We start from the raw sequence: 19,565 nt of genomic DNA on the forward strand, positions 1-19,565 counted from the left end.
GCGAGGGGGCTCGAGCGCTGGGCTTCCCGGTCAGTCGGCGGTGGTCGTTCCCGTCGCCGTACCGGCCTCTCGCGTGGCGGCCCAGGAGGCCAGCAGGCGCAGCCCCTCCTCGGAGGGCGAGCCCGGTTCCGCGGTGTAGACGGTGAGGGTCAGACCGGGTTCGGCGGCCATTTCCAGGCCCTCGAAGGCGAGGGTGAGCTCCCCGACGGCGTGGTGGTGGAAACGTTTGGTGCCGGTGCCGTGGTGGCGGACGTCGTGGACGCCCCAGCGGGTGCGGAATTCCTCGCTGCGGGTGGACAGCTCTCCGACCAGGTCGTGCAGGTCCTTGTCGTGCGGGGCGCGGCCTGCCTCCGTGCGCAAGATCGCCACCGCCACGTCGGCGAAGGCGTCCCAGTCGGGGTAGAAGCGCCGGGACGCGGGGTCGAGGAAGTTGAAGCGCGCCAGATTGGCCTGGTTGCCGCGCGCGGCGTAGAGGTCGGCGTAGAAGGCGCGGGCGAGCCGGTTGGCGGCGAGGAGGTCCATCCGCCCGTTGCGGACGAACGCGGGCCCCGCCGTGATCGCGTCCAGGGTCCACTGCAGGCTGCGGTGCGGCTTCCACCGGCCTCCGGCACGGCGGCGGCGAGGCCGGGTCAGCGTGTCGGAGCCGTCTGCCGTCCGGGCCAGGTTCAGCAGGTGGGAGCGTTCGGCGTCGTCCAGCCGCAGAGCGCGGGCGACGGCCTCCAGGACGGGCGGAGAGACGCCGGCGAGGTTGCCGCGCTCCAGCTTGGAGTAGTACTCGACGCTCATGTCCGCCAGGGCCGCGACCTCACTGCGCCGCAGACCGGGCACACGCCTCCGGGAGCCCGGGGGCAGCCCGGCCTGCTCGGGAGTGATCTTGGCGCGCCGCGACGTCAGGAACTCGCGGACCTCCTCGCGGTTGTCCATGCCTTCGACCGTACGTCCTGCCCGGCGGGGGAGCGATGTACTGCTGGTACACCCCTCGTCAGTGACTGGATGTCCGCACGGAACGGCGGTTACCTGGAGGGAGTGGCGCCCGGACCCGCAGGTGGTGGGCACGGCGTCCCGCCCGGGAGCGGAGAGCGGCGCCCGCCCCGCTCGCCCGGGCAGCGACCGCACCCGGTGCCGCCCGGTGCACCCGTCCCGTGTGCCGCGGCCTTCCCCCAGGCAAGGAGCCTTCCTCATGCGCGGAGCAGTGATCCACGGACCCGGCGACATCCGCTTCGAGACGGTGGACGACGCGAAGGTCCTCAAGCCGACCGACGCCGTCATCCGTACGGCCCTGACGTGTGTGTGCGGCTCGGACCTGTGGCCCTACCGGGGCGCGGAGCCGACCGGCCAGGCCCATCCGATGGGCCACGAGTACGTCGGCTTCGTCGAGGAGGTCGGAAGCGAGGTCACCACCCTCAAGCCGGGGCAGTTCGTCGTCGGCTCGTTCGCCACCTCCGACAACACCTGCGCTAACTGCCGTAACGGCTTCCAGTCCAACTGCCTGAACCGCGAGTTCATGTCCACCTGCCAGGCCGAGTACGTCCGCATCCCCAACGCCCAGGGCACCCTGGTCGCCACCGACGGTGTGCCGGACGAGAAGTTCTGGCCCGGTCTGCTGGCCGTCTCCGACGTCATGGGCACCGGCTGGTGGGCGGCGGAGGCTGCCGAGGTCGAGCCCGGTTCGACGGCCGTGGTCGTCGGTGACGGCGCGGTCGGCCTGTGCGCGGTGATCGCCGCCAAGGAGCTGGGCGCGGAGCGGATCATCGCCATGTCACGGCACGAGCCGAGGCAGAAGCTCGCCCGCGAGTTCGGTGCCACCGACATCGTCACCGAGCGCGGCGAAGAGGGGGCGGCCCGGATCAAGGAGCTGACCGGCGGGATCGGCGCGGACAGCGTCCTGGAGTGTGTCGGCACGGCCGAGTCCATGAGCCAGGCGCTGCATTCCACCCGCCCCGGTGGCAACGTCGGCTTCGTCGGCGTCCCGCACGAGGTCGCCCTCGACGGGCAGGAGCTGTTCTTCTCGCACGTCGGGCTGCGCGGCGGCCCCGCCCCCGTACGCCGCTACCTCCCCGACCTGATCCACCGCGTCCTGACCGGCGCGATCGACCCGGGCGGGGTCTTCGACCTCACCCTGCCCCTGGACCAGGTCGCCGAGGGCTACCGGGCCATGGACGAACGCCGCGCGATCAAGACGCTCCTCACCCCCTGACCCGACCGTCGACCACACGAGGAGGAACCGTGCAGATCACCCGCAGCTCCGGCCGAGCGCCGGTACGCGATCCCCACCGAGCGCGGCGGCTTCCGGGGCTACGCCGGACCGCTGCCCGGCTGACCCCGTAAGGAGGCAGGCCGTGTCCCGTCCGTCTCCGGGCGCCGTCTGCGGCGGGGCCCTGGCGCCGGCGGTCACCGCCTGCAACCAGGGCTCACCGGGCCCCCGTCGCCCAGCTCCCCGCCCGCTCCCCCTCCCGCTCCACCGACCCGGCGCGCGAGACGGAACCCGCCCCTCTTCCGCCCCCTCTTCGTTCGGAGATTCCCCATGAGCACCACCTACGATTTCACCGGCAGGACCGCTTTCGTCACCGGCGCCGCCTCCGGCATCGGACGGGCCACCGCCCTCGCCTTCGCCCGGGCGGGCGCCCGGGTCGCCGTCGCCGACCGCGACACCGGCGGGCTGGAAGAGACCGCCCGGCTCATCACCGACGGCGGCGGCCAGTGCCTCGCCCTGGTCTGCGACGTCACCCGCGAAGACGACGTACAAGCCGCCGTCGACGCCACGGTGGAGCGCTTCGGACGGCTGGACGCCGCGTTCAACAACGCCGGCGTCGAACAGCCCGTCCAGCCGGCCGCCCACACCGGCAAGGACGGCTGGGACCGCATCATCGGCGTCAGCCTCACCGGCGTGTTCCTGTGCGCCCGCGCCCAGATCCGCCAGATGCTCCGGCAGGACGGCGGCGGGGCGATCGTCAACGTCTCCTCCGGCGCCGGGGTCAAGGGCTTCAAGGGGCAGGCCGCCTATGCCGCCGCCAAGCACGGCGTCATCGGGTTCACCCGCTCCGCCGCCCTCGACCACGCCGCCGAAGGCATCCGTATCAACGCCGTCTGCCCCGGGATCATCGACACCGAGATGATCCGCCGCTTCGGCGACACCCGCCCCGGCGGCCGCGAAGGGCTCATCGCCGACGAACCCGTCGGCCGCCTCGGCAAGCCCGAGGAGATCGCCTCCGCCGTGCTCTGGCTCTGCTCCGACGACGCCGCCTTCACCACCGGCACCGCCCTCGTCGTCGACGGCGGCCAGACCGTCTGACCCGCCGCCCACCGCCCACCGCAAAGGGTTCTCCCCGCCGGCTCCGCGGACGGCTCCACCGGCAAGGTCCCTCTCGTCGACGCCGTCGAGAGGGACGCCCCACCGGCCGCCGGGGCCCGGGCCGGAGGTCAGCCCTGGTCGTCCGGAGAGGGGTGGGCGAACGCGCCCGCCGCGGCGGCCAGCGCCGCCGTGGTCGCCGCCTGTGCGGCCAGGCGGGGGTCCGGGGCGGCCCGCAGGAGTACCAGGTGGTGGTAGAGGGGTGCGGTGGCGGCGATCAGCAGGCGTCGGGCGTCCGTCCGCGGCGGGAGTTCGCCGCGTTCGACGGCGCGCTCGACGACGGCCTCGCAGCGGGTGTACCGGTCCTCCCACAGCCGCTGCTGGGCCTCGGCCGCGCGCGGGGAGCGGAACGAGGCGGCCATCAGGGCCTGGGGGATCGACGGCCGTACGACCAGGGATCCCTGGATCTCCTCGTTGAGGGCCGTCAGGTCGCCGAGCAGGGAGCCGGTGTCCGGCGGTCCCCAGTCGTCCTCGCCCGCCGCGTCGAGGACATCGGCGAGCAGACCGCCGACGTCCTGCCAGCGCCGGTACACCGTCGCCCGGTGCACACCGGCGCGGGCCGCGACCGCCTCCATCGTCAGCCCCTCGTAGCCGTGTTCACCGAGCTCGGCGCGCACCGCTTCGAGCACCTGGGCCCGGATGCGCGCGGTCCGGCCGCCCGGCCGGCGTTCCGGGGTGTCGTCCGTCGGCGGTGTCATCGGCAATCCGGTTGCCCGGCGAGAAGGGTCATGACACCATCTTAAAGCAACAGTTGTCGCACTAGTGGAGTCGTCGATGTTCCTCCGAAGCTTCCCCCCGGCCTCGCGGTCCGCCGCCACCGCCCCGTTCACGACAGCTTCGGAGTCCCCCGTATGCCCACCCAGATCACAGCGCTCGCCGTCAGCAAGGCCTTCGACGGCAGGACCGTCCTCGACTCGGTGACCTGCTCGCTCGCTCGCGGCGAGCGCACCGGCATCGTCGGCGAGAACGGCTCCGGCAAGACCACTCTGCTGCGGCTGCTCGCCGGACGGGAGAGCCCCGACCAGGGGCGGATCGTCGTGCGGGCCGAGGGCGGCGTCGGTTGTCTCGCCCAGGAGGAGGACCTGCCCCCCGGCATGACGGCCCAGCAGGTCATCGACCGCGCGCTCGGCGACCTCCGCGCGATCGAGGCCCGGATGCGCCGCCTGGAGACGGCGATGGCCGCCGGGGACGAGTCGGTGCTCGACGCGTACGCCGACGCCGTCTCGGCCTTCGAACTGCGCGGGGGCTACGACGCCGACGCCCGCCTGGAACGCGCCCTGCACGGACTCGGACTGCGGCAGGTGGACCGTGCCTCCACCATGGGCGCGCTCTCCGGCGGCGAACGGGCCCGGCTGCGGCTCGCCGCGGTGCTGGCGGCTGCCCCCGAGGTGCTGCTCCTCGACGAGCCGACCAACCACCTCGACGCGACCGCTCTGGCCTGGCTGGAAGAGCACCTGCGCGGCCGCCGGGGCACCACCGCCGTCGTCTCCCACGACCGGGGCTTCCTCGAACAGGTCGCGACGAGCCTCCTGGAGGTGGACGGGGACCGCCACGACGTGGTGCGGTACGGCAACGGCTACGCCGGCTACCTCGCGGAGAAGGCCGCGGCCCGGGTGCGCCGGCGGCAGCGTCACGAACGGTGGTGCGAGGAGACCGGCCGGCTGCACGACACGATCGCGGGCACCGCCCGCCGGGTGGCGCCCGGCCGGCCGATGAAGGACGGCGACAAACTCTCCTACAACCAGGCCGGCGCCCGCGTGCAGCAGGCGCTGGCAGGGCGCGTCCGCAACGCCGAGGAACGGCTTCGCCGCCTGCTGGCCGACCCCGTCCCGGCCCCGCCGGAACCTTTGCGCTTCGCACCCGTACTGCGCGCCGCGCCGCTGACCGGCGCGGTGCTCGCCGCCGCCGGGGTCTCCGTCGCGGGCCGGCTCGGCCCGGTCGGTCTGACGGTCCGGGCGGGCGAACACCTGCTGATCACGGGCGGGAACGGGGCGGGCAAGAGCACCCTGCTGCGTGTTCTGGCCGGCGAACTGGCCGCCGACCGCGGGCACATCGTCCGACGCGGCCGGATCGGCTTCCTCCCGCAGGACCCGGCGCCCGGCGCGCCCGATGAGACCCTGCTGGCCGCCTACGGCCGGGGGCTGCCGGGGGGCCCGGACGAGCACGCCGAACGGCTGCTGGCGCTCGGCCTGTTCGACCGCGCCCGCCTGTCGGCGCCCGTCGCACGGCTCTCCACCGGTCAGCGGCAGCGACTCGCCCTGGCGCGGCTGGTCTCCCGGCCCGCCGACGTCCTCCTGCTCGACGAGCCGACCAACCACCTCTCCCCGGCGCTCGCCGAGGAGTTGGAGACCGCCCTGGCCGGTTTCGGCGGCGCCGTCGTCCTGGTCAGCCACGACCGGTTGCTCCGGCGCCGCTGGCGAGGCACGCGGCTGACCCTCCCGGCCGCCCGTGAGCCCGTACCCAAGGGCTGAGCCCCCGCCGCCTGACTCCGGTCCTGAACCCTCCCGGACTCCCGCCCCCTACCCGAAGCGAGCGATCACCCTTGTCCCCGCACCGTTCCCATGTCGCGATCATCGGCATCCCGATCATCAGCCACGTCCTGCCCGGCCTCGGCATCGTCCGGGAGCTGGTGGCCCGCGGTCACCGGGTCACCTACGCCAACGACCCGGCCGTGGCGGACCGGATCGCCGCCACCGGCGCCGAATTCGTCCCCTGCGCCTCGACGTTGCCCGTCGCCGACAACAGCTGGCCCGCCGATCCCGTCGCCGCGATGGACCTCTTCCTCGACGACGCCGTCCAGGCGCTGCCCCGGCTGCACGCCGCCTACGACCACGACCCCGCCGACCTCTACCTGTACGACATCGGCGCCTATGCCGCACGCGCCCTCGCCGAAGCGCAGGGACGGCCCCTGATGCAGCTGTCCCCGTCCTTCGTGGCCTGGGAGGGGTACGAGGAGGAGGTCGCCGCTCCCCTGCGGGAGCTGCCCGGTGCCACCGCGTACCGGGAGAAGTTCGCCCGCTGGCTCGCCGGGTGCGGGGCGGCCACGCTCGACGTGGACGCCTTCTCCGGCCCTCCGGCGCGGGCCCTCGCGCTGATCCCCCGGGCCATGCAGCCCAGCGCGGACAAGGTCGATCCCGGGAGGGTCGCCTTCGTCGGGCCCTGCCCCGACCCCGGCACCGAAACCGCCCCGTGGACCCGGCCGGAGGGCGCCGAGAACGTCCTGCTGGTCTCCCTCGGCTCGGCCTATACGCACCGGCCGGAGTTCTACCGCCAGTGCCTCGCGGCGTACGGAAACCTGCCCGGCTGGCACGTCGTGCTCCAGATCGGCGCGTACACCGACCCGCGCGAGCTCGGTGACGTCCCGCCCAACGTCGAAGTGCACTCCTGGGTGCCGCAACGGGAGGTCCTGGAACAGGCGGACGCCTTCGTCACCCATGCCGGGATGGGCGGCTGCGGCGACGGGCTGCGCGCGGGCGTCCCGATGATCGCCGTGCCCCAGGGCGCCGAACAGTTCATGAACGCCGACCGGCTGGTCGAACTGGGCGTCGCCCGCCGGATCGACACCCCGGACGCCACCGCCGAAACCCTCCGGGCCGCCCTGAACGACCTGCTCGCCGACCCGGAGACGGCCCGCCGGTCGGCCGGGCTGCGCGCGGACGCCCTGAGCGAGGGCGGCGTCCCGCGCGCCGTCCGCCTCATCGAGGAGCTGCTGGCCCCCGAGGGCGTCAGGCCCCGCCGAGCAACGGCGCCGACGCCCGCTCCAGGACCGAGGTGACCCTCTCCCAGGTCTCCAGATCCCGGTTCACCGGAGGCAGTCGACGGTCCGCCCCGGCCGCCTGCCAGCTCGTCGCCAGCGCCACCGGGTCGCCCCCGCCCGCCGACGCCGCGGCGAGCGCCGCCGCGCCGAGGGCGACCAGCTCCCCTCTGCCGGGGATGACGAGCGGCCGGCCGGAGAGCCGGCGCACCGTCTCCACCCACGTCCGTCCCTGCGCCCCGCCGCCGATCAGCCGCAGCGGGCGGGCCGCGACCTCGGGTGCGTCCGGGTCGAGGCCGCAGGCGGACAGCAGGGCGTCCAGGGCCCGCAGGACGGTGACGGCCGCGCCCTCGTAGGCGGCCCCCAGGAGCTGCTGCCGGCTCGTGTCGTGGCGCAGCCCGGTCAGCAGCCCGGCGGCGGTCGGTAGGTCGGGGGTCCGTTCGCCGTCGAGGTAGGGCAGCAGGACCGCCTCGCCACCGGGTGCGGTGTCCTCGCGGTCCAGGCCCAGCAGGGCGGCCACCTTGTCCACGGCGAGCGTGCAGTTGAGGGTGCAGGCCAGCGGGAGGTAGGTGCCGTCGGCGGCGGCGAACCCGTTCAGCGCGGTGGAGGCGGGCCGGGCGCGGGAGGCGGCGAACACCGTGCCGGAGGTGCCGAGGCTGAGGACCGGGTGGTCCAGCAGTCCGTCACCGCCCAGCCCGAGGCCCACGGCCGCGCTCATGTTGTCGCCGGTGCCGGCCGCCACCGCGATGCCCGGGGGCAGCCCCAGCGCACGCGCCGCCGCTTCGGTCAGCGAACCGATCCGGGCCGCCCCGGTGGGCGCGACCTCGGGCAGCAGGGCCGCGTCGAGGCCGAGGAGGTCCAGCAGTTCGGGGTCGTACGCGCCGGTGGCGGTGGAGTACCAGCCGGTGCCCGAGGCGTCCCCGGGGTCGGTGGCGGCGACGCCCGCGAGCCGTTCGGTCAGGAAGTCGTGGGGGAGCCGCACCGCTGCCGCGCCCGCCGCGCCCGCCGGATCGTTCTCGCGCAGCCACCGCCACTTGGAGGCGGTGATCGAGGCCACCGGCACGGAACCGGTCCGCACCGCCCAGGCTTCCGGCCCGCCGAGCGCCTCGGTGAGCGCGGCGGCCTGCGGCGCGGAGCGGGTGTCGTTCCACAGCAGAGCGGGGCGCAGCGGCCGGCCCGCCCCGTCCAGCACGACGAGCCCGTGCTGCTGCCCGGCCACCGCGATACCGGTGACCGCGCGGCCGGGCAGCCCCGACTCCTTCAGCCCGGCGGCCACCGCCTCGCCCAGGGCCCGCCACCAGCTCTCCGGGTCGCTCTCCCGCGCCCCGCCCTCCCCGGTGACCACGTGCGGGGCGCGGCCCACGGCGAGCTGCTCGCCGCTTCCGGCGTCGATGAAGACGGCCTTGGTGGACTGGGTCGAGCTGTCCACGCCGATGACGACGGCGGGTGACGGCATGGGGGCCTCTTTCGTGCTGGCGGGGCCGGTCAGGACGACCGGGCATTCGGCTGTGGCGGAAACAAATTACGGCACGTGCGAGCCTGCGCACAGGGGGCGACGCGGCTCTCCCCAGGCTGCCACGGCTGCCCGGGGCGGCAGGGGGCGGTGACTCCGTGCGGCAGGGGGCTTCCGTGTCCCGGTGCGGTGTGCTTGATTAGTCATGACACTGAACAAATAGGGACGCCGGGCTCTCCGCCGGGCGTCCCGACGGCAGGCGAAGGCGGTCGGACGATGACGGAGCGCTTCACCCCCACTCCGGAGGACAAGTTCAGTTTCGGGCTGTGGACCGTGGGCTGGCAGGGCCGGGATCCCTTCGGAGACGCGACCCGCGCGGCCCTCGACCCCGTCGATGCGGTGCGGCGGCTCGCGGAGCTGGGCGCCTGGGGGGTGACCCTCCACGACGACGACCTGATCCCCTTCGGATCGCCGCAGGCGGAGCGCGAACGGATCGTCCAGCGCTTCCGGAAGGCGGTGGACGACAGCGGGCTCGTGGTGCCCATGGTGACGACGAACCTCTTCACCCACCCGGTCTTCAAGGACGGCGGGTTCACCGCCAACGACCGCGACGTGCGCCGCTACGCGCTCCGCAAGACCCTGCGCACCATCGACCTCGCCGTCGAACTGGGCGCGAAGACCTTCGTGGCGTGGGGCGGCCGGGAAGGGGCCGAGTCCGGCGGGGCGAAGGACGTCCGCCTGGCCCTGCACCGGATGAAGGAGGCGTTCGACCTGCTGGGCGAGTACGTCGTCGAGCAGGGCTACGACCTCCGCTTCGCCATCGAGCCCAAGCCGAACGAGCCGCGCGGCGACATCCTGCTGCCCACCATCGGCCACGCCCTGGCCTTCATCGAGCGCCTGGAGCGCCCGGAGCTGGTCGGCGTCAACCCGGAGACCGGGCACGAGCAGATGGCCGGGCTCAACTTCCCGCACGGCATCGCCCAGGCCATGTGGGCGGACAAGCTCTTCCACATCGACCTCAACGGCCAGTCCGGCATCAAGTACGACCAGGACCTGCGTTTCGGAGCGGGCGATCTGCGCCAGGCGTTCTGGCTCGTGGACCTGCTGGAGAGCGGCTACGAGGGCCCCCGCCACTTCGACTTCAAGCCCCCGCGCACCGAGGACCACGACGGCGTCTGGGCCTCCGCCGCCGGCTGCATGCGCAACTACCTCATCCTCAAGGAGCGCGCCGCCGCCTTCCGCGCCGACCCCGAGGTGCGGGCGGCCCTGCGCGCGTCCCGCCTGGACGAACTGGCACGCCCCACCGCGGGCGACGGCCTGGCGGGGCTGCTGGCCGACCGCACCGCGTACGAGGACTTCGACGTGGACGCCGCCGCCGGGCGCGGCATGGCCTTCGAGGCCCTGGACCAGCTCGCGATGGACCACCTGCTGGCGGTGCGCTGACACCGGGCGGGCCGGGACCGGCAGCGGCCCCGGCCCGCCCGGCACGGCGGCCCAGAGCCCTCTCGGCCCGCTCGCCCGCCGGCACGGCCTGCGAGCCCCCGCTCGCCAGCCCCGCCCTACGCGCCCCGCCCACCCGCCCGCACGGCCTGCGGTCCCTCCCTCGTTCGCCCGCCGGACGCCCCGGCGGGCCGTACCCACCGGATCGCACTCGCCCGGGGCGCCCGGCGGGGGGCCGCCCCCTCACCCGCCGGACGCCCCCGCCCCATCCGCGTACGCCACCGGATCGTCCAGCACGTTCTGCACCACGAGCGCCGCCGCGCCCCGCGCCGCGTCGCCCGCCGCCGACGACGCCCGGAGCCTGCCGCCGCCCGGGGACCAGAGCCCCGAGACCACCCGGCCGGCCAACTCCTCGCCGGCGGGCGGCGACAGCCACGGCATCAGGCCCCGGTAGATCCCGCCGAGCACCACCGCGTCCGGGTCGACCAGGTTCACCGCCCCCGAGAGCACCCGGCCGAGCATGCGACCCGCCTCCCGGACGGCGGCCACCGCACGCCGATCCCCGGACGCCGCGCGCCGCTCCAGTTCCAGCACCCCGCCAGCGCCGCCCAGGCCCTCGATCCCGGCGGACCGCAGCAGCGCCGTCTGCCCGGCGTACTGCTCCAGGCACCCCCGCGAGCCGCACCGGCACTCAGGGCCCGCCGGATCCACCACCACATGGCCGATCTCCCCGGCGAAACCGTGCGCCCCGCGCAGCAGTTCGCCGTTCAGGACGAGGGCGCCGCCGACCCCGATCTCCCCGGTCAGGTAGAGAAAGCTGCGCACGTCCTCCAGCCCCCCGAACCACAGCTCGGCCAGGGCAGCGAGGTTGGCCTCGTTCTCCGAGGCGACCGGCAGAGCCGGGTGGCCGGGGCGCAGGGCGGCGAGCGCGTCGGCGAACACCTTCTGCGCCGGTACCTCGTTCCAGCCCAGGTTGGGGGCCTGCCGCACCGAGCCGCCGGAGACCAGGCCCGGCAGCGCCAGCGTCGCGCCCACCGGCCGCAGCTCCTGCTCGGCCGCCGACTCCAGGGTCCGGGCGGCGAGCCGGGCCGCCCGCGCCAGGGTCTCCCCGGGGGGCGCGCCCCGGTTGTCGAGGTGTTCGGTCTGCCGGACCCGGCCGGTGCCCGCCAGGTCCACCACGCAGGCCGAGACGTAGTCGACGTTGATCTCCACGCCGAGCCCGGCCGGGCCGGTGCGGGCCACCTTGAGAGCGGTGCCGGGGCGGCCCGCCTGGCCGCTGAACGTCTTGCCCGACTCGGTGAGGAACCCGCTGTCCATCAGCTGCTCGACGAGCGAGGACACCGCCGCCCGGGTCAGCCCGACGCGGGCGGCCACCCCGGCGCGGGTCGCCTCGCCGCGCTCGCCCTCGTCCCGTACGGCGCGCAGGACCAGGCTCAGATTGTGCCGTCGCACGGTGTCCTTGTCGGCCTTAGGCCCCAGCGGAGTGAGGATGCTCTTCATATCGTCGCCGAGCCTATGTGATGGGCGGACACGGCAGGGGCGGCCGCGCCCCTTCGGCCGCGACCGCCCCGCCGTGGTCAGGACCCGTCGTCCGGGGCCCGGCGCTCAGGGCCCGGTACTCCGAACCCGTCGCGCAGGGTCCGGTGTTCAGGGCTTGGCGCCCCGTTCCTCCAGCATGTGCGCCATCAGCCCCATCTCCGACCGCTGGCCGCGGACCATGCCCGCCGCGAGATCCCGGATGACGTCCGTCTCCGCCGCGTCGGCGGCGGCCCGCGCCATCTCCGCGCCGGCGCGGTGGTGCACGGTCATCAGCCGCAGGAACAGCACCTCGGCCTTCTCGCCCTTCGCGGCGGTGAGCGCCGCCAGCTGGGCGTCGGTGGCCATGCCCGGCATCAGCGCACCGTCACCGGTCGGCGTGACGGTGTGCCCCATCCACTCCATCGGAGGCCCGGCCGCGCTCTTCGGCAGCCCCCACACCTCCAGCCACCCCAGCATCATGCCGCGCTGGTTGGCCTGGGTGTTGATGATGTCGTACGCGAGACGCCGCACGTCCTCGTCGTCGGTGCGGTCCCGCACGATGAACGACATCTCGACCGCCTGCTGGTGGTGGATCGCCATGTCCCGGGCGAAACCCGCGTCCACGGAGTCCTCCGCCGGAGCGGACAGGGACGAGGACGCCCCGGACGGGGACGCGGCGGAGGGGCGTACGACCATCAGCGCCACCAGCCCCAGCGCGACGAGCAGCACACCGGCCCCCGCGACCACCATCCGGCGGGTGGCGCGGGACGGGGCGGGAGCGGTCACTTGTCCAGCCCGCCCGTGCAGGCGGCCCCCGGCTCGGGGGTCTGCGGGCCCTGCACGTACTTGGTGAAGAACTGCGCGACCCGGTCGTCCGACGCGCTCTTCACCGTGACCTGCTTGCCCCATGCGCTGAGCATCAGCGGGTCCTTCTGGTCCTTGACCGGGCTCATCAGGGAGTACGGGGTCGCCTTGACCTTCTTGGCGAGCGCCTCGACGTCCGCGTCCGACGCCTTCTCGTTGTACGTGACCCAGACCGCGCCGTGCTCCAGCGAGTGCACGGCGTTCTCCTTGGGCAGCTCGTGGGTGTAGACGTCCGCGTTGCAGTTCATCCACACCTGGTTGTGGTCACCGCCGACGGGCGGGTTCATGGGGTAGTCGACCTTGGTCGCCACGTGCTCCTGCGTCAGCTTGTCCCAGCTGCGCTCGCCGGTGACCGGCGAGGTCTTGGCCTGCTGGTCCTTCTTCTCCTTCTCGTCGGCCTGCGCCATCAGGTAGCCGCCGCCGGCGACCAGGGCGGCGACCACGGCGACCGAGGCGCCGATGGTGAGTATGCGGCCCCGGCGCTCGCGGGCGCGCTCCTTGCGGCGGGCCTCTTCGAGCTTGGCGCGGCGGGCCGCGGCCGGGTTGTTCGGGTTCTGGGTGGAAGCCATGGGGAATCCTCGTCGTTCAACCGGTGCATACGGGGCGATGCATGAGGGGGAAAGGGTTCAGGGCATGCGGAACGCCGCTCCCGGTGAACCGGCGCCGGGGCGCGGCGGGGGAGCGGAATCGGGGTTCTAGACCCGCTGAACCTGGAGACGCAGTTGATCGACGGAACGCACCCCGTCGTGCGCGGGGCCCCTGATGGCCGCGGCCCCGGTGAGCGGAACGGCGGGGACGAGCGCCACGGGCGAGGGGACGCCCGCGGGGGCCGACGGCACGGGCAGCACGACGGCCACCGTGTGCGTCGAACCGCCGTGGCACGACGTACCGAGCCCGCGGTCGCCCGGCGTGGCCAGCACGACGGGCTCGAAGGCCGCCTGAGGGGCCGGGGTGAAGGCGCGGACGGCGGCCGGGTCGGGGCCCGCCGCGACCGGCACGGCCGCGGACGAGGTGGTGGCCGAGCAGCAGAAGAGCATGGCCAGAAGGAAGAAGACCCAGCCCAGGGCGAGGGGCGTGCGGGAGCGGCACCACTGCTGGTCGCTCCGCCTGCTCACCCTGGTCATCGCCCGTCATCGTAGTGGGTGCGTGAAAGTTCAAAGAACGCGGGTCGCGCCGTTCGCGGGACAGTGTGCCCGAGTCGCCGCCCCGCCAACAGTGGCCAATTAATTTACAGGTGTAATACCTGTTAACGTATATGGGTGAGCGATACATCCGACCCCCCGGCGCGGCCCTCCGTCCGTACCGCCCCGCCGCCCCTCCGCAGGCTCCCGGTGGCCCCGGCCCTCCGGTTGTCGCGCCCTTCGGACATCTGGTTCAAGCCCGCCCTCAGCGTGGTGGTCGCCTCCGCCGTCCCCCATCTGACGCTCCTGGCCCTCGGGCGGCTGGACCTCGTGATCTTCACCATGGCCGGTTCGCTCTGCGCGCTCTACGGGCACGGCCTGCCGTACGCCCGGCGCGCCCGGGCCGTCGCGGGCGTCGTGCTCGGCATGACCGCCGGCCTCGCCGTCTCCCTGACCACCGCGGCCCTCACCGGCTCGACCGCCGTGCTCATCGCGGTCGGGGCCCTGCTCGCCGCCGTCCAGAAGGCGGTGTGCGACGCCGCCCGGATCGGGCCGCCCGGCCATGTGATCCTCACGTTCGTCAGCTCCGCCGCCCTCTTCGCCCCCCAGCGCGCCGAGCAGATCCCCGGCCACCTCGCCCTGACCCTCGGTGCGGGCGCGTTCGCCTGGCTGGTCGTCCTCGCGCCCGCCCTGGTCCGCCGCGAGGGCCCCGAACGCCGGGTCGTCGCCCGCGCCCTGGAGGCGGCGGCCGCGTGCGCCGCCGACCCCGGGCCCGGTACCCGCAACGCCGCTGCCGCCGCCGTGCACGCCGCCTGGCAGTGCCTGCTCGCCTCCGGCCGCGCCACCCCGGTGCGCCGGTCGCTGGAACGCCTGGTGGTGCACGCGGAAGCGGCCTTCGCCGCCCCGGGCCCCGGAGCCGGGGCCGCGGACCCGGACCGCCTGCGGGACTGGGCCGCCCGGACCCGGGCCAGAGGCCCCGTCCCCGCCCCGCCGCCCGCCCCCGGCACCGCCACCGAGCTGTACGGGATCGACGCCGAACGCGCCGCCCTGCGCGGGCCGGACGGCCGCCGCGCGGCCCGCCGCGCGCTGCTGGGCCGCCTCGGCCCCGCCTCGCCGCTGCTTCCCGTCGCCGTTCGCACCCTGACCGGCTGCGCGCTCGCCGGGTACCTCTGCGCCGCGCTCGGCGTCGGCCGCCCCTACTGGGCGATCGTCACCGCCGCCTCCCTCTACCAGGCCAACGTCACCCTGTCGTGGAACCGAACCCTCCAGCGCACCCTCGGCAACCTCCTGGGCGTACTCGTCTTCGCCGCCGTGCTCCCCGTGTCCCGGACCGGCCCGCTCGCCCTCGTCTGCTGCTGCCTCTTCTTCAGCTTCGCCGCCGAGGCCCTCATCACCCGCAACTACTGGTTCGGCTCCGTCGCGGTGACGCCGATGGCCCTGCTGGTCCTGGAGTTCGGCGGGCCCCACCCCGCCGGGGAGCTGATCGGCGACCGGGTCCTGGACACCGTCCTCGGCGCCGTCGCCGGCTTCCTGGCCGCCGTGCTCGTCACCAACCGGAGGGCGGCGGGGCGCGTCGAGCGGGCGCTCGACGCCGCCGACCGGGCGCGCGCGGAGGCGGAGCGGACCGGCGCCGACCCCGGGGCCGCACCCGCCGACCGGGACCGGGCGCGCCGGACGCTCACCGCGAGCCTCGTCGAACTGCGCGAGGCGGGCGACACCGCCGCGGGCGAATGGTGGCAGCGGGCCCTGCCCGAGCAGCGCCTGCTCGCCGCCGAGCGGGCCGGACACCGTACGCTCGCCGCGACAGCACAACGGCGGGGACCGGAAGGCGGCACGACCTCCACGGCCCGCGCCCCTTCGATCGGAGCGGAGTGACCGACGACATCGTTGCCTCGGTGGTCCGGCAGTGGCAGGCCGTCCATCCCGGGCTCGACACCGGACCGATGGAGATCATCGGCCGGATCAACCGCTGCGCCGCCCTGCTCCAGCAGGCGGAGGACGCCCCGCTGCGCTCCGCCGGGCTGACCCGCGCCGAATTCGACCTCCTCGGCGCCGTGCGCCGGACCGACCGGGAGCTGACCCCCGGCGAGCTGGCCCGGGAGACCTTCTCCTCGGGCGCCGCCGTCACCAAGCGGCTGCGCGCCCTCGGGGAACGCGGTCTGGTCGACCGCCGGGGCGACGACCGCGACCGTCGGGTCGCCCATGTCCGCCTCACCGACGAGGGCCGGGCCCTGGTGGACCGGCTGCTGCCCCGGCAACTGGCGTACGAACGCACGGTGCTCGCGGGCCTCGACGACGGCGGGCGCGAGGAGCTCGGCTCCCGGCTCGGCGAACTGCTCGTCCAGCTGGAGGGGCGGCTCGGCGGCGCCCGGCACTGAGCCGACGCCCCGGCGCGGGGCTCGACGCTCCAGCGCGGGGCCGGCGTGACGCGGCGGGTACGCGGGCCCCGGGCGACGCGTCGCGCCCCGGGCCCCGCATGCCCGCCTCGGAGCGGAGGGCCCCGGGAGACCCGTCAGAGCGGTTGCACGGCGCGTCACCCTCCGAGCGGCCGCGAATCCGCGCCTTTCGATCCGATTCGCTCGCCTGTGCGCTTGTCTTGTTCTGCACGGTGAACACGGTCGATGCGGTGGCGATTTGCCCCACCTCGCCCTCTTCAGGCGTGGTGGTGAGCGTGATTCACGCCCTCCGGAACTTCTGAGGCGGACGCTTTCCCGCCATCCTTACTCACCGCACACGCGAAGAAGCTCTGCGTGCAAAAACTGGTGAGTGTATTCCTCTCCGCGAGCTTCCGCAGGGGGTTGGGTGAATATGCCGAAGCACTGTTCTGATCTGGCTAAGCTCACGCGCAGTGAAGACGAGTTGAGATGAATTCGAGCGCTTGTTCCTCAAGTCTCCGCTCATGTGGCATACATCCCGGAATCAACCGCCAGAGGGTTTTAGATGGTCCGTGTTGAATCACCGCCGACCGACAGAGAAGTACCCGTCGTCCGCGTAGTCCTGCTTCCCGTGGTGCTGATCCTCGGCGCGACCGCCGCCGGGTCGGCCCTGGTCGCCCCGGCCGCGCGGATACCGGTCGCCGTGTGCGGCGCGATCACCACGCTCGTGGTCGCCGTACTCACCGTGGCGCTGCACCGCCGACGGCACGCCATGCGCGTGCAGCGGGCGGAGTACGAACAGCGCATCGCCTACCTGGACCACCGGATCCTCTCGCACGACGCCGAGACGGTACGGCTGACCAAGGAAGTCATGCCCGCCGCCATCAAGCGGCTGCGCGTGGGCAATTCGCCCGAAGAGGTGATGCGCGACATCGTCGACGCGGACGTGGCCAACCGCCATCTGCCCAAGGCGCTGCGCGAGCAGATCCGGCAGGTCCTCGAGGTCATCGACAACGAGGAGGCGCGCCGCGACTCCGCCCAGCGCGCCTTCGTCAGCGTCGCCCGCCGCGTCCAGGCGATCGTGCACCGCCAGGCCAGCGAACTGCGGGAGATGGAGGACCATTACGGGCGCAACCCCGAGGTCTTCGACGACCTCCTGCGCATCGACCACGGCACCGCGCTGATCGGCCGCCTCGCCGACTCCATCGCCGTGCTCGGCGGGGCCCGCCCCAGCCGCCAGTGGCCCAAGCCCGTCCCGCTGTACAGCGTGCTGCGCGGCGCGATGTCCCGCATCCTGGAGTACCAGCGCGTCGATCTGCACTCGATCGCCAAGGTCGCCATCGTCGGCACCTCGGTCGAACCGCTCATCCACGCCTGCGCCGAACTCCTCGACAACGCGACCCGCTACTCCCCGCCCCAGACCCGGGTGCACGTCACCGCGGTCGAGGTGCAGACCGGCATCGCCATCGAGATCGAGGACGGCGGCGTCAGCCTCAGCGAGGAGGCCCGCGCCCGCGCCGAGAACATGCTCGCCCAGGCCCAGGCCGGCATCAACATGAACGACCTCGGGGAGTCCCCGCGCCTCGGCATGGCCGTCGTCGGCCGGCTCTCCCGGATGTACCAGCTCCAGGTGTCGCTGCGTCAGTCGGCGTACGGCGGCGTCCGCGCCGTCCTCGTCGTACCGCGCGACATGATCACCACCGGGCCCGCCCCGGGCATCGCCCACGGCATCGGCGCCACCTCGCGGCCCACCAGCTCGCTGGACATGTCGCAGCTCCAGCACGTGGTGCCGCCGCCCGGCAAGCGCAAGCCCAAGCCCGCCGCGACCGGGCCCGTGCCGTCCGCGGTCGCACCGGCCCCCGCCGGCGCCCCCCCGGGGGCCCCGCGCCCGGCCGTCCCCGCGGCGGCCATGGAGGACGACGTTCCCGTGGTCACCGAGTGGACCGAGAACGGGCTGCCGCAGCGCCGCAGCCGGGGCCGCGCCCCCCTCGGCTCGCACAACCTTCCGCCACAGCCCCCGCCGTCCCCCGCCCACGCCAACGGCGCCCAGCCCGGCCGGGACCGGGGCGCGGGCGACGGGAGCGGCGGCGAGAAGCCCCCCGGCCTGTGGCTGGAGGCGTTCACCAAGGCCGTCAACGGCGTACCGCAGGAACGCAAGCACGGCGAAGACTCCGATGACGCGTGGGACAAGGGAGACCTGAAGTGATCCAGCAGCGGGGAAACATGGACTGGATGCTCAAGGAGCTGGCCGACGACGTCCCGAGCATCCACCAGATCGTGGTGCTCTCGTCGGACGGCCTGCGCATCGCCATGCACGGCGGCGACCCCGACGTCGCCGACCGGCTGGCGGCGGCCTGCGCCGGACTGCAGAGCCTGGCCGCCGCGGTGGCCACCGAGATCCCGTACAGCGACGGCCTCATGAAGCTCGTCGTCATCGAGGTGACCGGCGGGTTCTTCTACCTGATGGCGGCCGGCACCGGCGCTTACCTCGCGGTCCTGGCCGGCGAGACCGTCGACGCCGGACTCGTCGGGGCCCGCATGCGGGACATGGTCGTGCGGATCGGAGCCCACCTGACCAGTCCGCCCCGCCACGGCGGGCAGTCCGGATGAGCGGACCCCGACGGGAGCGCCGCAAGGCCGATCCGGACCTCCACGATCCGGAACGGCTGTACGTGATCACGGGCGACCTCGACACCGGAGGCCGGGACGCGCTCGACCTCGTCACCATGGTCGTCGCCCAGGCGGAGCCCTCGCCGACGTTCCAGCCCGAACAGGCGGCCATCCTGCGGCTCTGCCAGTCCCCCCTGTCCGTCGCCGAGATCTCGGCCTACCTCGGCCTGCCGTTCAGCGTGGTCACCTCGCTCCTGAGCGATCTCCTCGCGACCGAACTCATCGAGTCGCGCGCGCCGATCGTCCGCGCCACGCTCCCCGACAGGTCCCTTCTCGAAGCGGTGATGCATGGACTTCAGAAGCTCTGACACGATCACCGGACCCCGCAGCGAGGACGTCCTGCCCACCACGGCCACCGCCGCGGTGAAGGTCGTGATCGTCGGGGGGTTCGGAGTCGGCAAGACGACCATGGTCGGCTCGGTGAGCGAGATCCGGCCGCTGACGACCGAAGAGACCATGACCCAGGCCGGCGTCGGCGTGGACGACAACGCCGGGGTGGAGACGAAGACCGCCACCACGGTCGCCATGGACTTCGGGCGCATCAGCCTCAGCGAGGAACTGGTCCTCTACCTGTTCGGCACCCCCGGCCAGGAACGCTTCTGGTTCCTCTGGAACGGCCTCTTCGAGGGTGCGCTCGGCGCCGTCGTCCTCATCGACACCAGACGGCTGGAGGTCAGCTTCGACGTCATCGGCCGGCTGGAGGAGCGCGGCGTGCCGTTCGTGGTGGCCGTGAACACCTTCCCCAACGCACCGCACCACCCGGTCGAAGCCCTGCGCAGGGCCCTCGACCTGCCGGACGAGGTACCGATGATCGACTGCGACGCCCGGCTGCGCACGTCCAGCCGCGACGTGCTGATGACCCTGATGCGCTACCTGCACAGTCTGGCCGTCCCCCTCGCCTGACGCCGTACGCGCCGGAGCCCCGCGACCGGGGCCCCGGCCGGGGCGTACGCCATCCCGCGGCGCACGCCCCCGGCCGGGCCCGCCCCCGCTCGCGCACCGGCCCCGGAATCCTGATCCC

18 protein-coding genes are annotated in these 19,565 nt (G+C 74.1%); 11 read left to right on the forward strand and 7 right to left on the reverse strand.

Annotation, left to right across the window (positions count from 1 at the left end; translation table 11 throughout):
* Positions 1-30: 30 nt before the first annotated feature.
* Positions 31-924, reverse strand: coding sequence for a helix-turn-helix transcriptional regulator (locus tag ACH4K1_RS31045; protein WP_398092870.1), 894 nt, complete (start codon positions 922-924; stop codon positions 31-33).
* A gap of 256 nt (positions 925-1,180) precedes the next feature.
* Between ACH4K1_RS31045 and ACH4K1_RS31050 the strand changes: the two genes are divergently transcribed.
* On the forward strand, positions 1,181-2,197 hold the full coding sequence (locus tag ACH4K1_RS31050) for a zinc-dependent alcohol dehydrogenase family protein (RefSeq protein WP_398092871.1): 1,017 nt from the start codon (positions 1,181-1,183) through the stop codon (positions 2,195-2,197).
* A 327-nt stretch (positions 2,198-2,524) separates the two neighbouring features.
* Positions 2,525-3,292 (forward strand): glucose 1-dehydrogenase, encoded by a 768-nt coding sequence (locus ACH4K1_RS31055; protein WP_398092872.1) that lies wholly within the window; start codon positions 2,525-2,527, stop codon positions 3,290-3,292.
* Between the two features lie 128 nt (positions 3,293-3,420).
* On the opposite strand, the gene ACH4K1_RS31060 is transcribed toward ACH4K1_RS31055, so the two are convergent.
* The gene (locus ACH4K1_RS31060; protein ID WP_398092873.1) at positions 3,421-4,047 is read right to left on the reverse strand and encodes a TetR/AcrR family transcriptional regulator; all 627 of its coding nucleotides are present in this window, start codon (positions 4,045-4,047) and stop codon (positions 3,421-3,423) included.
* A gap of 153 nt (positions 4,048-4,200) precedes the next feature.
* On the opposite strand from ACH4K1_RS31060, the gene ACH4K1_RS31065 reads away from it, so the two are divergent.
* Both ACH4K1_RS31065 and ACH4K1_RS31070 read left to right on the forward strand, forming a co-directional pair.
* On the forward strand, positions 4,201-5,820 hold the full coding sequence (locus ACH4K1_RS31065; protein ID WP_398092874.1) for an ABC-F family ATP-binding cassette domain-containing protein: 1,620 nt from the start codon (positions 4,201-4,203) through the stop codon (positions 5,818-5,820).
* 71 nt (positions 5,821-5,891) lie between these two features.
* Entirely contained in the window at positions 5,892-7,124 is a 1,233-nt protein-coding gene (locus tag ACH4K1_RS31070; protein ID WP_398092875.1) for a macrolide family glycosyltransferase, read from the forward strand.
* Here the strand turns inward: ACH4K1_RS31070 and xylB are convergent.
* A complete protein-coding gene (gene xylB / locus ACH4K1_RS31075; RefSeq protein WP_398092876.1) occupies positions 7,075-8,559 on the reverse strand; it encodes a xylulokinase in 1,485 nt (494 codons plus the stop codon). The two genes, ACH4K1_RS31070 and xylB, sit on opposite strands and share 50 nt — an antisense overlap.
* A 273-nt stretch (positions 8,560-8,832) precedes the next feature.
* On the opposite strand from xylB, the gene xylA reads away from it, so the two are divergent.
* Positions 8,833-9,999, forward strand: a complete 1,167-nt coding sequence (xylA, locus tag ACH4K1_RS31080; RefSeq protein WP_398092877.1) for a xylose isomerase — start codon at positions 8,833-8,835, stop codon at positions 9,997-9,999.
* 240 nt (positions 10,000-10,239) lie between these two features.
* Here xylA and ACH4K1_RS31085 read toward each other — a convergent pair whose 3' ends face one another.
* The 4 genes from ACH4K1_RS31085 to ACH4K1_RS31100 all read right to left on the reverse strand — a co-directional run bounded on the left by ACH4K1_RS31085 (position 10,240) and on the right by ACH4K1_RS31100 (position 13,502).
* Positions 10,240-11,496 carry an ROK family protein gene (locus tag ACH4K1_RS31085; protein ID WP_398092878.1) on the reverse strand — a complete coding sequence of 419 codons (1,257 nt, stop codon included), beginning with the start codon at positions 11,494-11,496 and terminating at the stop codon, positions 10,240-10,242.
* Positions 11,497-11,643: 147 nt separating this feature from the next.
* The gene (locus ACH4K1_RS31090; protein ID WP_398092903.1) at positions 11,644-12,264 is read right to left on the reverse strand and encodes a DUF305 domain-containing protein; all 621 of its coding nucleotides are present in this window, start codon (positions 12,262-12,264) and stop codon (positions 11,644-11,646) included.
* Between the two features lie 32 nt (positions 12,265-12,296).
* Positions 12,297-12,947: a DUF3105 domain-containing protein gene (locus tag ACH4K1_RS31095; protein ID WP_073770123.1), complete on the reverse strand. Its 651-nt coding sequence runs from the start codon at positions 12,945-12,947 to the stop codon at positions 12,297-12,299.
* A 126-nt stretch (positions 12,948-13,073) separates the two neighbouring features.
* Positions 13,074-13,502 carry a hypothetical protein gene (locus ACH4K1_RS31100; RefSeq protein WP_398092879.1) on the reverse strand — a complete coding sequence of 143 codons (429 nt, stop codon included), beginning with the start codon at positions 13,500-13,502 and terminating at the stop codon, positions 13,074-13,076.
* A 135-nt stretch (positions 13,503-13,637) separates the two neighbouring features.
* Between ACH4K1_RS31100 and ACH4K1_RS31105 the strand changes: the two genes are divergently transcribed.
* The 6 genes from ACH4K1_RS31105 (at position 13,638) to ACH4K1_RS31130 (ending at position 19,447) form a co-directional block, all read left to right on the forward strand.
* On the forward strand, positions 13,638-15,374 hold the full coding sequence (locus ACH4K1_RS31105) for an FUSC family protein (protein WP_398092880.1): 1,737 nt from the start codon (positions 13,638-13,640) through the stop codon (positions 15,372-15,374).
* Positions 15,371-15,877 (forward strand): MarR family winged helix-turn-helix transcriptional regulator, encoded by a 507-nt coding sequence (locus tag ACH4K1_RS31110; RefSeq protein ID WP_228989252.1) that lies wholly within the window; start codon positions 15,371-15,373, stop codon positions 15,875-15,877. The genes ACH4K1_RS31105 and ACH4K1_RS31110 overlap by 4 nt, the downstream gene beginning before the upstream one ends.
* Before the next feature lie 562 nt (positions 15,878-16,439).
* Positions 16,440-18,080, forward strand: a complete 1,641-nt coding sequence (locus tag ACH4K1_RS31115) for an ATP-binding protein (RefSeq protein WP_398092881.1) — start codon at positions 16,440-16,442, stop codon at positions 18,078-18,080.
* Positions 18,077-18,484 carry a roadblock/LC7 domain-containing protein gene (locus tag ACH4K1_RS31120; RefSeq protein ID WP_006128841.1) on the forward strand — a complete coding sequence of 136 codons (408 nt, stop codon included), beginning with the start codon at positions 18,077-18,079 and terminating at the stop codon, positions 18,482-18,484. The genes ACH4K1_RS31115 and ACH4K1_RS31120 overlap by 4 nt, the downstream gene beginning before the upstream one ends.
* Positions 18,481-18,852, forward strand: coding sequence for a DUF742 domain-containing protein (locus ACH4K1_RS31125; RefSeq protein WP_073770128.1), 372 nt, complete (start codon positions 18,481-18,483; stop codon positions 18,850-18,852). Before ACH4K1_RS31120 ends, ACH4K1_RS31125 begins: the two co-directional genes overlap by 4 nt.
* Positions 18,833-19,447 (forward strand): ATP/GTP-binding protein, encoded by a 615-nt coding sequence (locus tag ACH4K1_RS31130; protein WP_030113890.1) that lies wholly within the window; start codon positions 18,833-18,835, stop codon positions 19,445-19,447. Before ACH4K1_RS31125 ends, ACH4K1_RS31130 begins: the two co-directional genes overlap by 20 nt.
* Positions 19,448-19,565 lie beyond the last annotated feature (118 nt).

Source organism: Streptomyces sp. NPDC017448, from assembly GCF_044330565.1.
Taxonomy (GTDB): domain Bacteria; phylum Actinomycetota; class Actinomycetes; order Streptomycetales; family Streptomycetaceae; genus Streptomyces.

Coding starts and splice junctions, on each gene's coding strand:
- ACH4K1_RS31055 (WP_398092872.1), top strand. CDS start 2,525: ATGAGCACCACCTACGATTTCACCGGCAGGACCGCTTTCGTCACCGGC.
- ACH4K1_RS31050 (WP_398092871.1), top strand. CDS start 1,181: ATGCGCGGAGCAGTGATCCACGGACCCGGCGACATCCGCTTCGAGACG.
- ACH4K1_RS31100 (WP_398092879.1), bottom strand. CDS start 13,502: ATGACCAGGGTGAGCAGGCGGAGCGACCAGCAGTGGTGCCGCTCCCGC.
- ACH4K1_RS31090 (WP_398092903.1), bottom strand. CDS start 12,264: ATGGTGGTCGCGGGGGCCGGTGTGCTGCTCGTCGCGCTGGGGCTGGTG.
- xylB (WP_398092876.1), bottom strand. CDS start 8,559: ATGCCGTCACCCGCCGTCGTCATCGGCGTGGACAGCTCGACCCAGTCC.
- ACH4K1_RS31085 (WP_398092878.1), bottom strand. CDS start 11,496: ATGAAGAGCATCCTCACTCCGCTGGGGCCTAAGGCCGACAAGGACACC.
- ACH4K1_RS31095 (WP_073770123.1), bottom strand. CDS start 12,947: ATGGCTTCCACCCAGAACCCGAACAACCCGGCCGCGGCCCGCCGCGCC.
- ACH4K1_RS31115 (WP_398092881.1), top strand. CDS start 16,440: ATGGTCCGTGTTGAATCACCGCCGACCGACAGAGAAGTACCCGTCGTC.
- ACH4K1_RS31065 (WP_398092874.1), top strand. CDS start 4,201: ATGCCCACCCAGATCACAGCGCTCGCCGTCAGCAAGGCCTTCGACGGC.
- xylA (WP_398092877.1), top strand. CDS start 8,833: ATGACGGAGCGCTTCACCCCCACTCCGGAGGACAAGTTCAGTTTCGGG.
- ACH4K1_RS31130 (WP_030113890.1), top strand. CDS start 18,833: ATGGACTTCAGAAGCTCTGACACGATCACCGGACCCCGCAGCGAGGAC.
- ACH4K1_RS31045 (WP_398092870.1), bottom strand. CDS start 924: ATGGACAACCGCGAGGAGGTCCGCGAGTTCCTGACGTCGCGGCGCGCC.
- ACH4K1_RS31125 (WP_073770128.1), top strand. CDS start 18,481: ATGAGCGGACCCCGACGGGAGCGCCGCAAGGCCGATCCGGACCTCCAC.
- ACH4K1_RS31060 (WP_398092873.1), bottom strand. CDS start 4,047: ATGACACCGCCGACGGACGACACCCCGGAACGCCGGCCGGGCGGCCGG.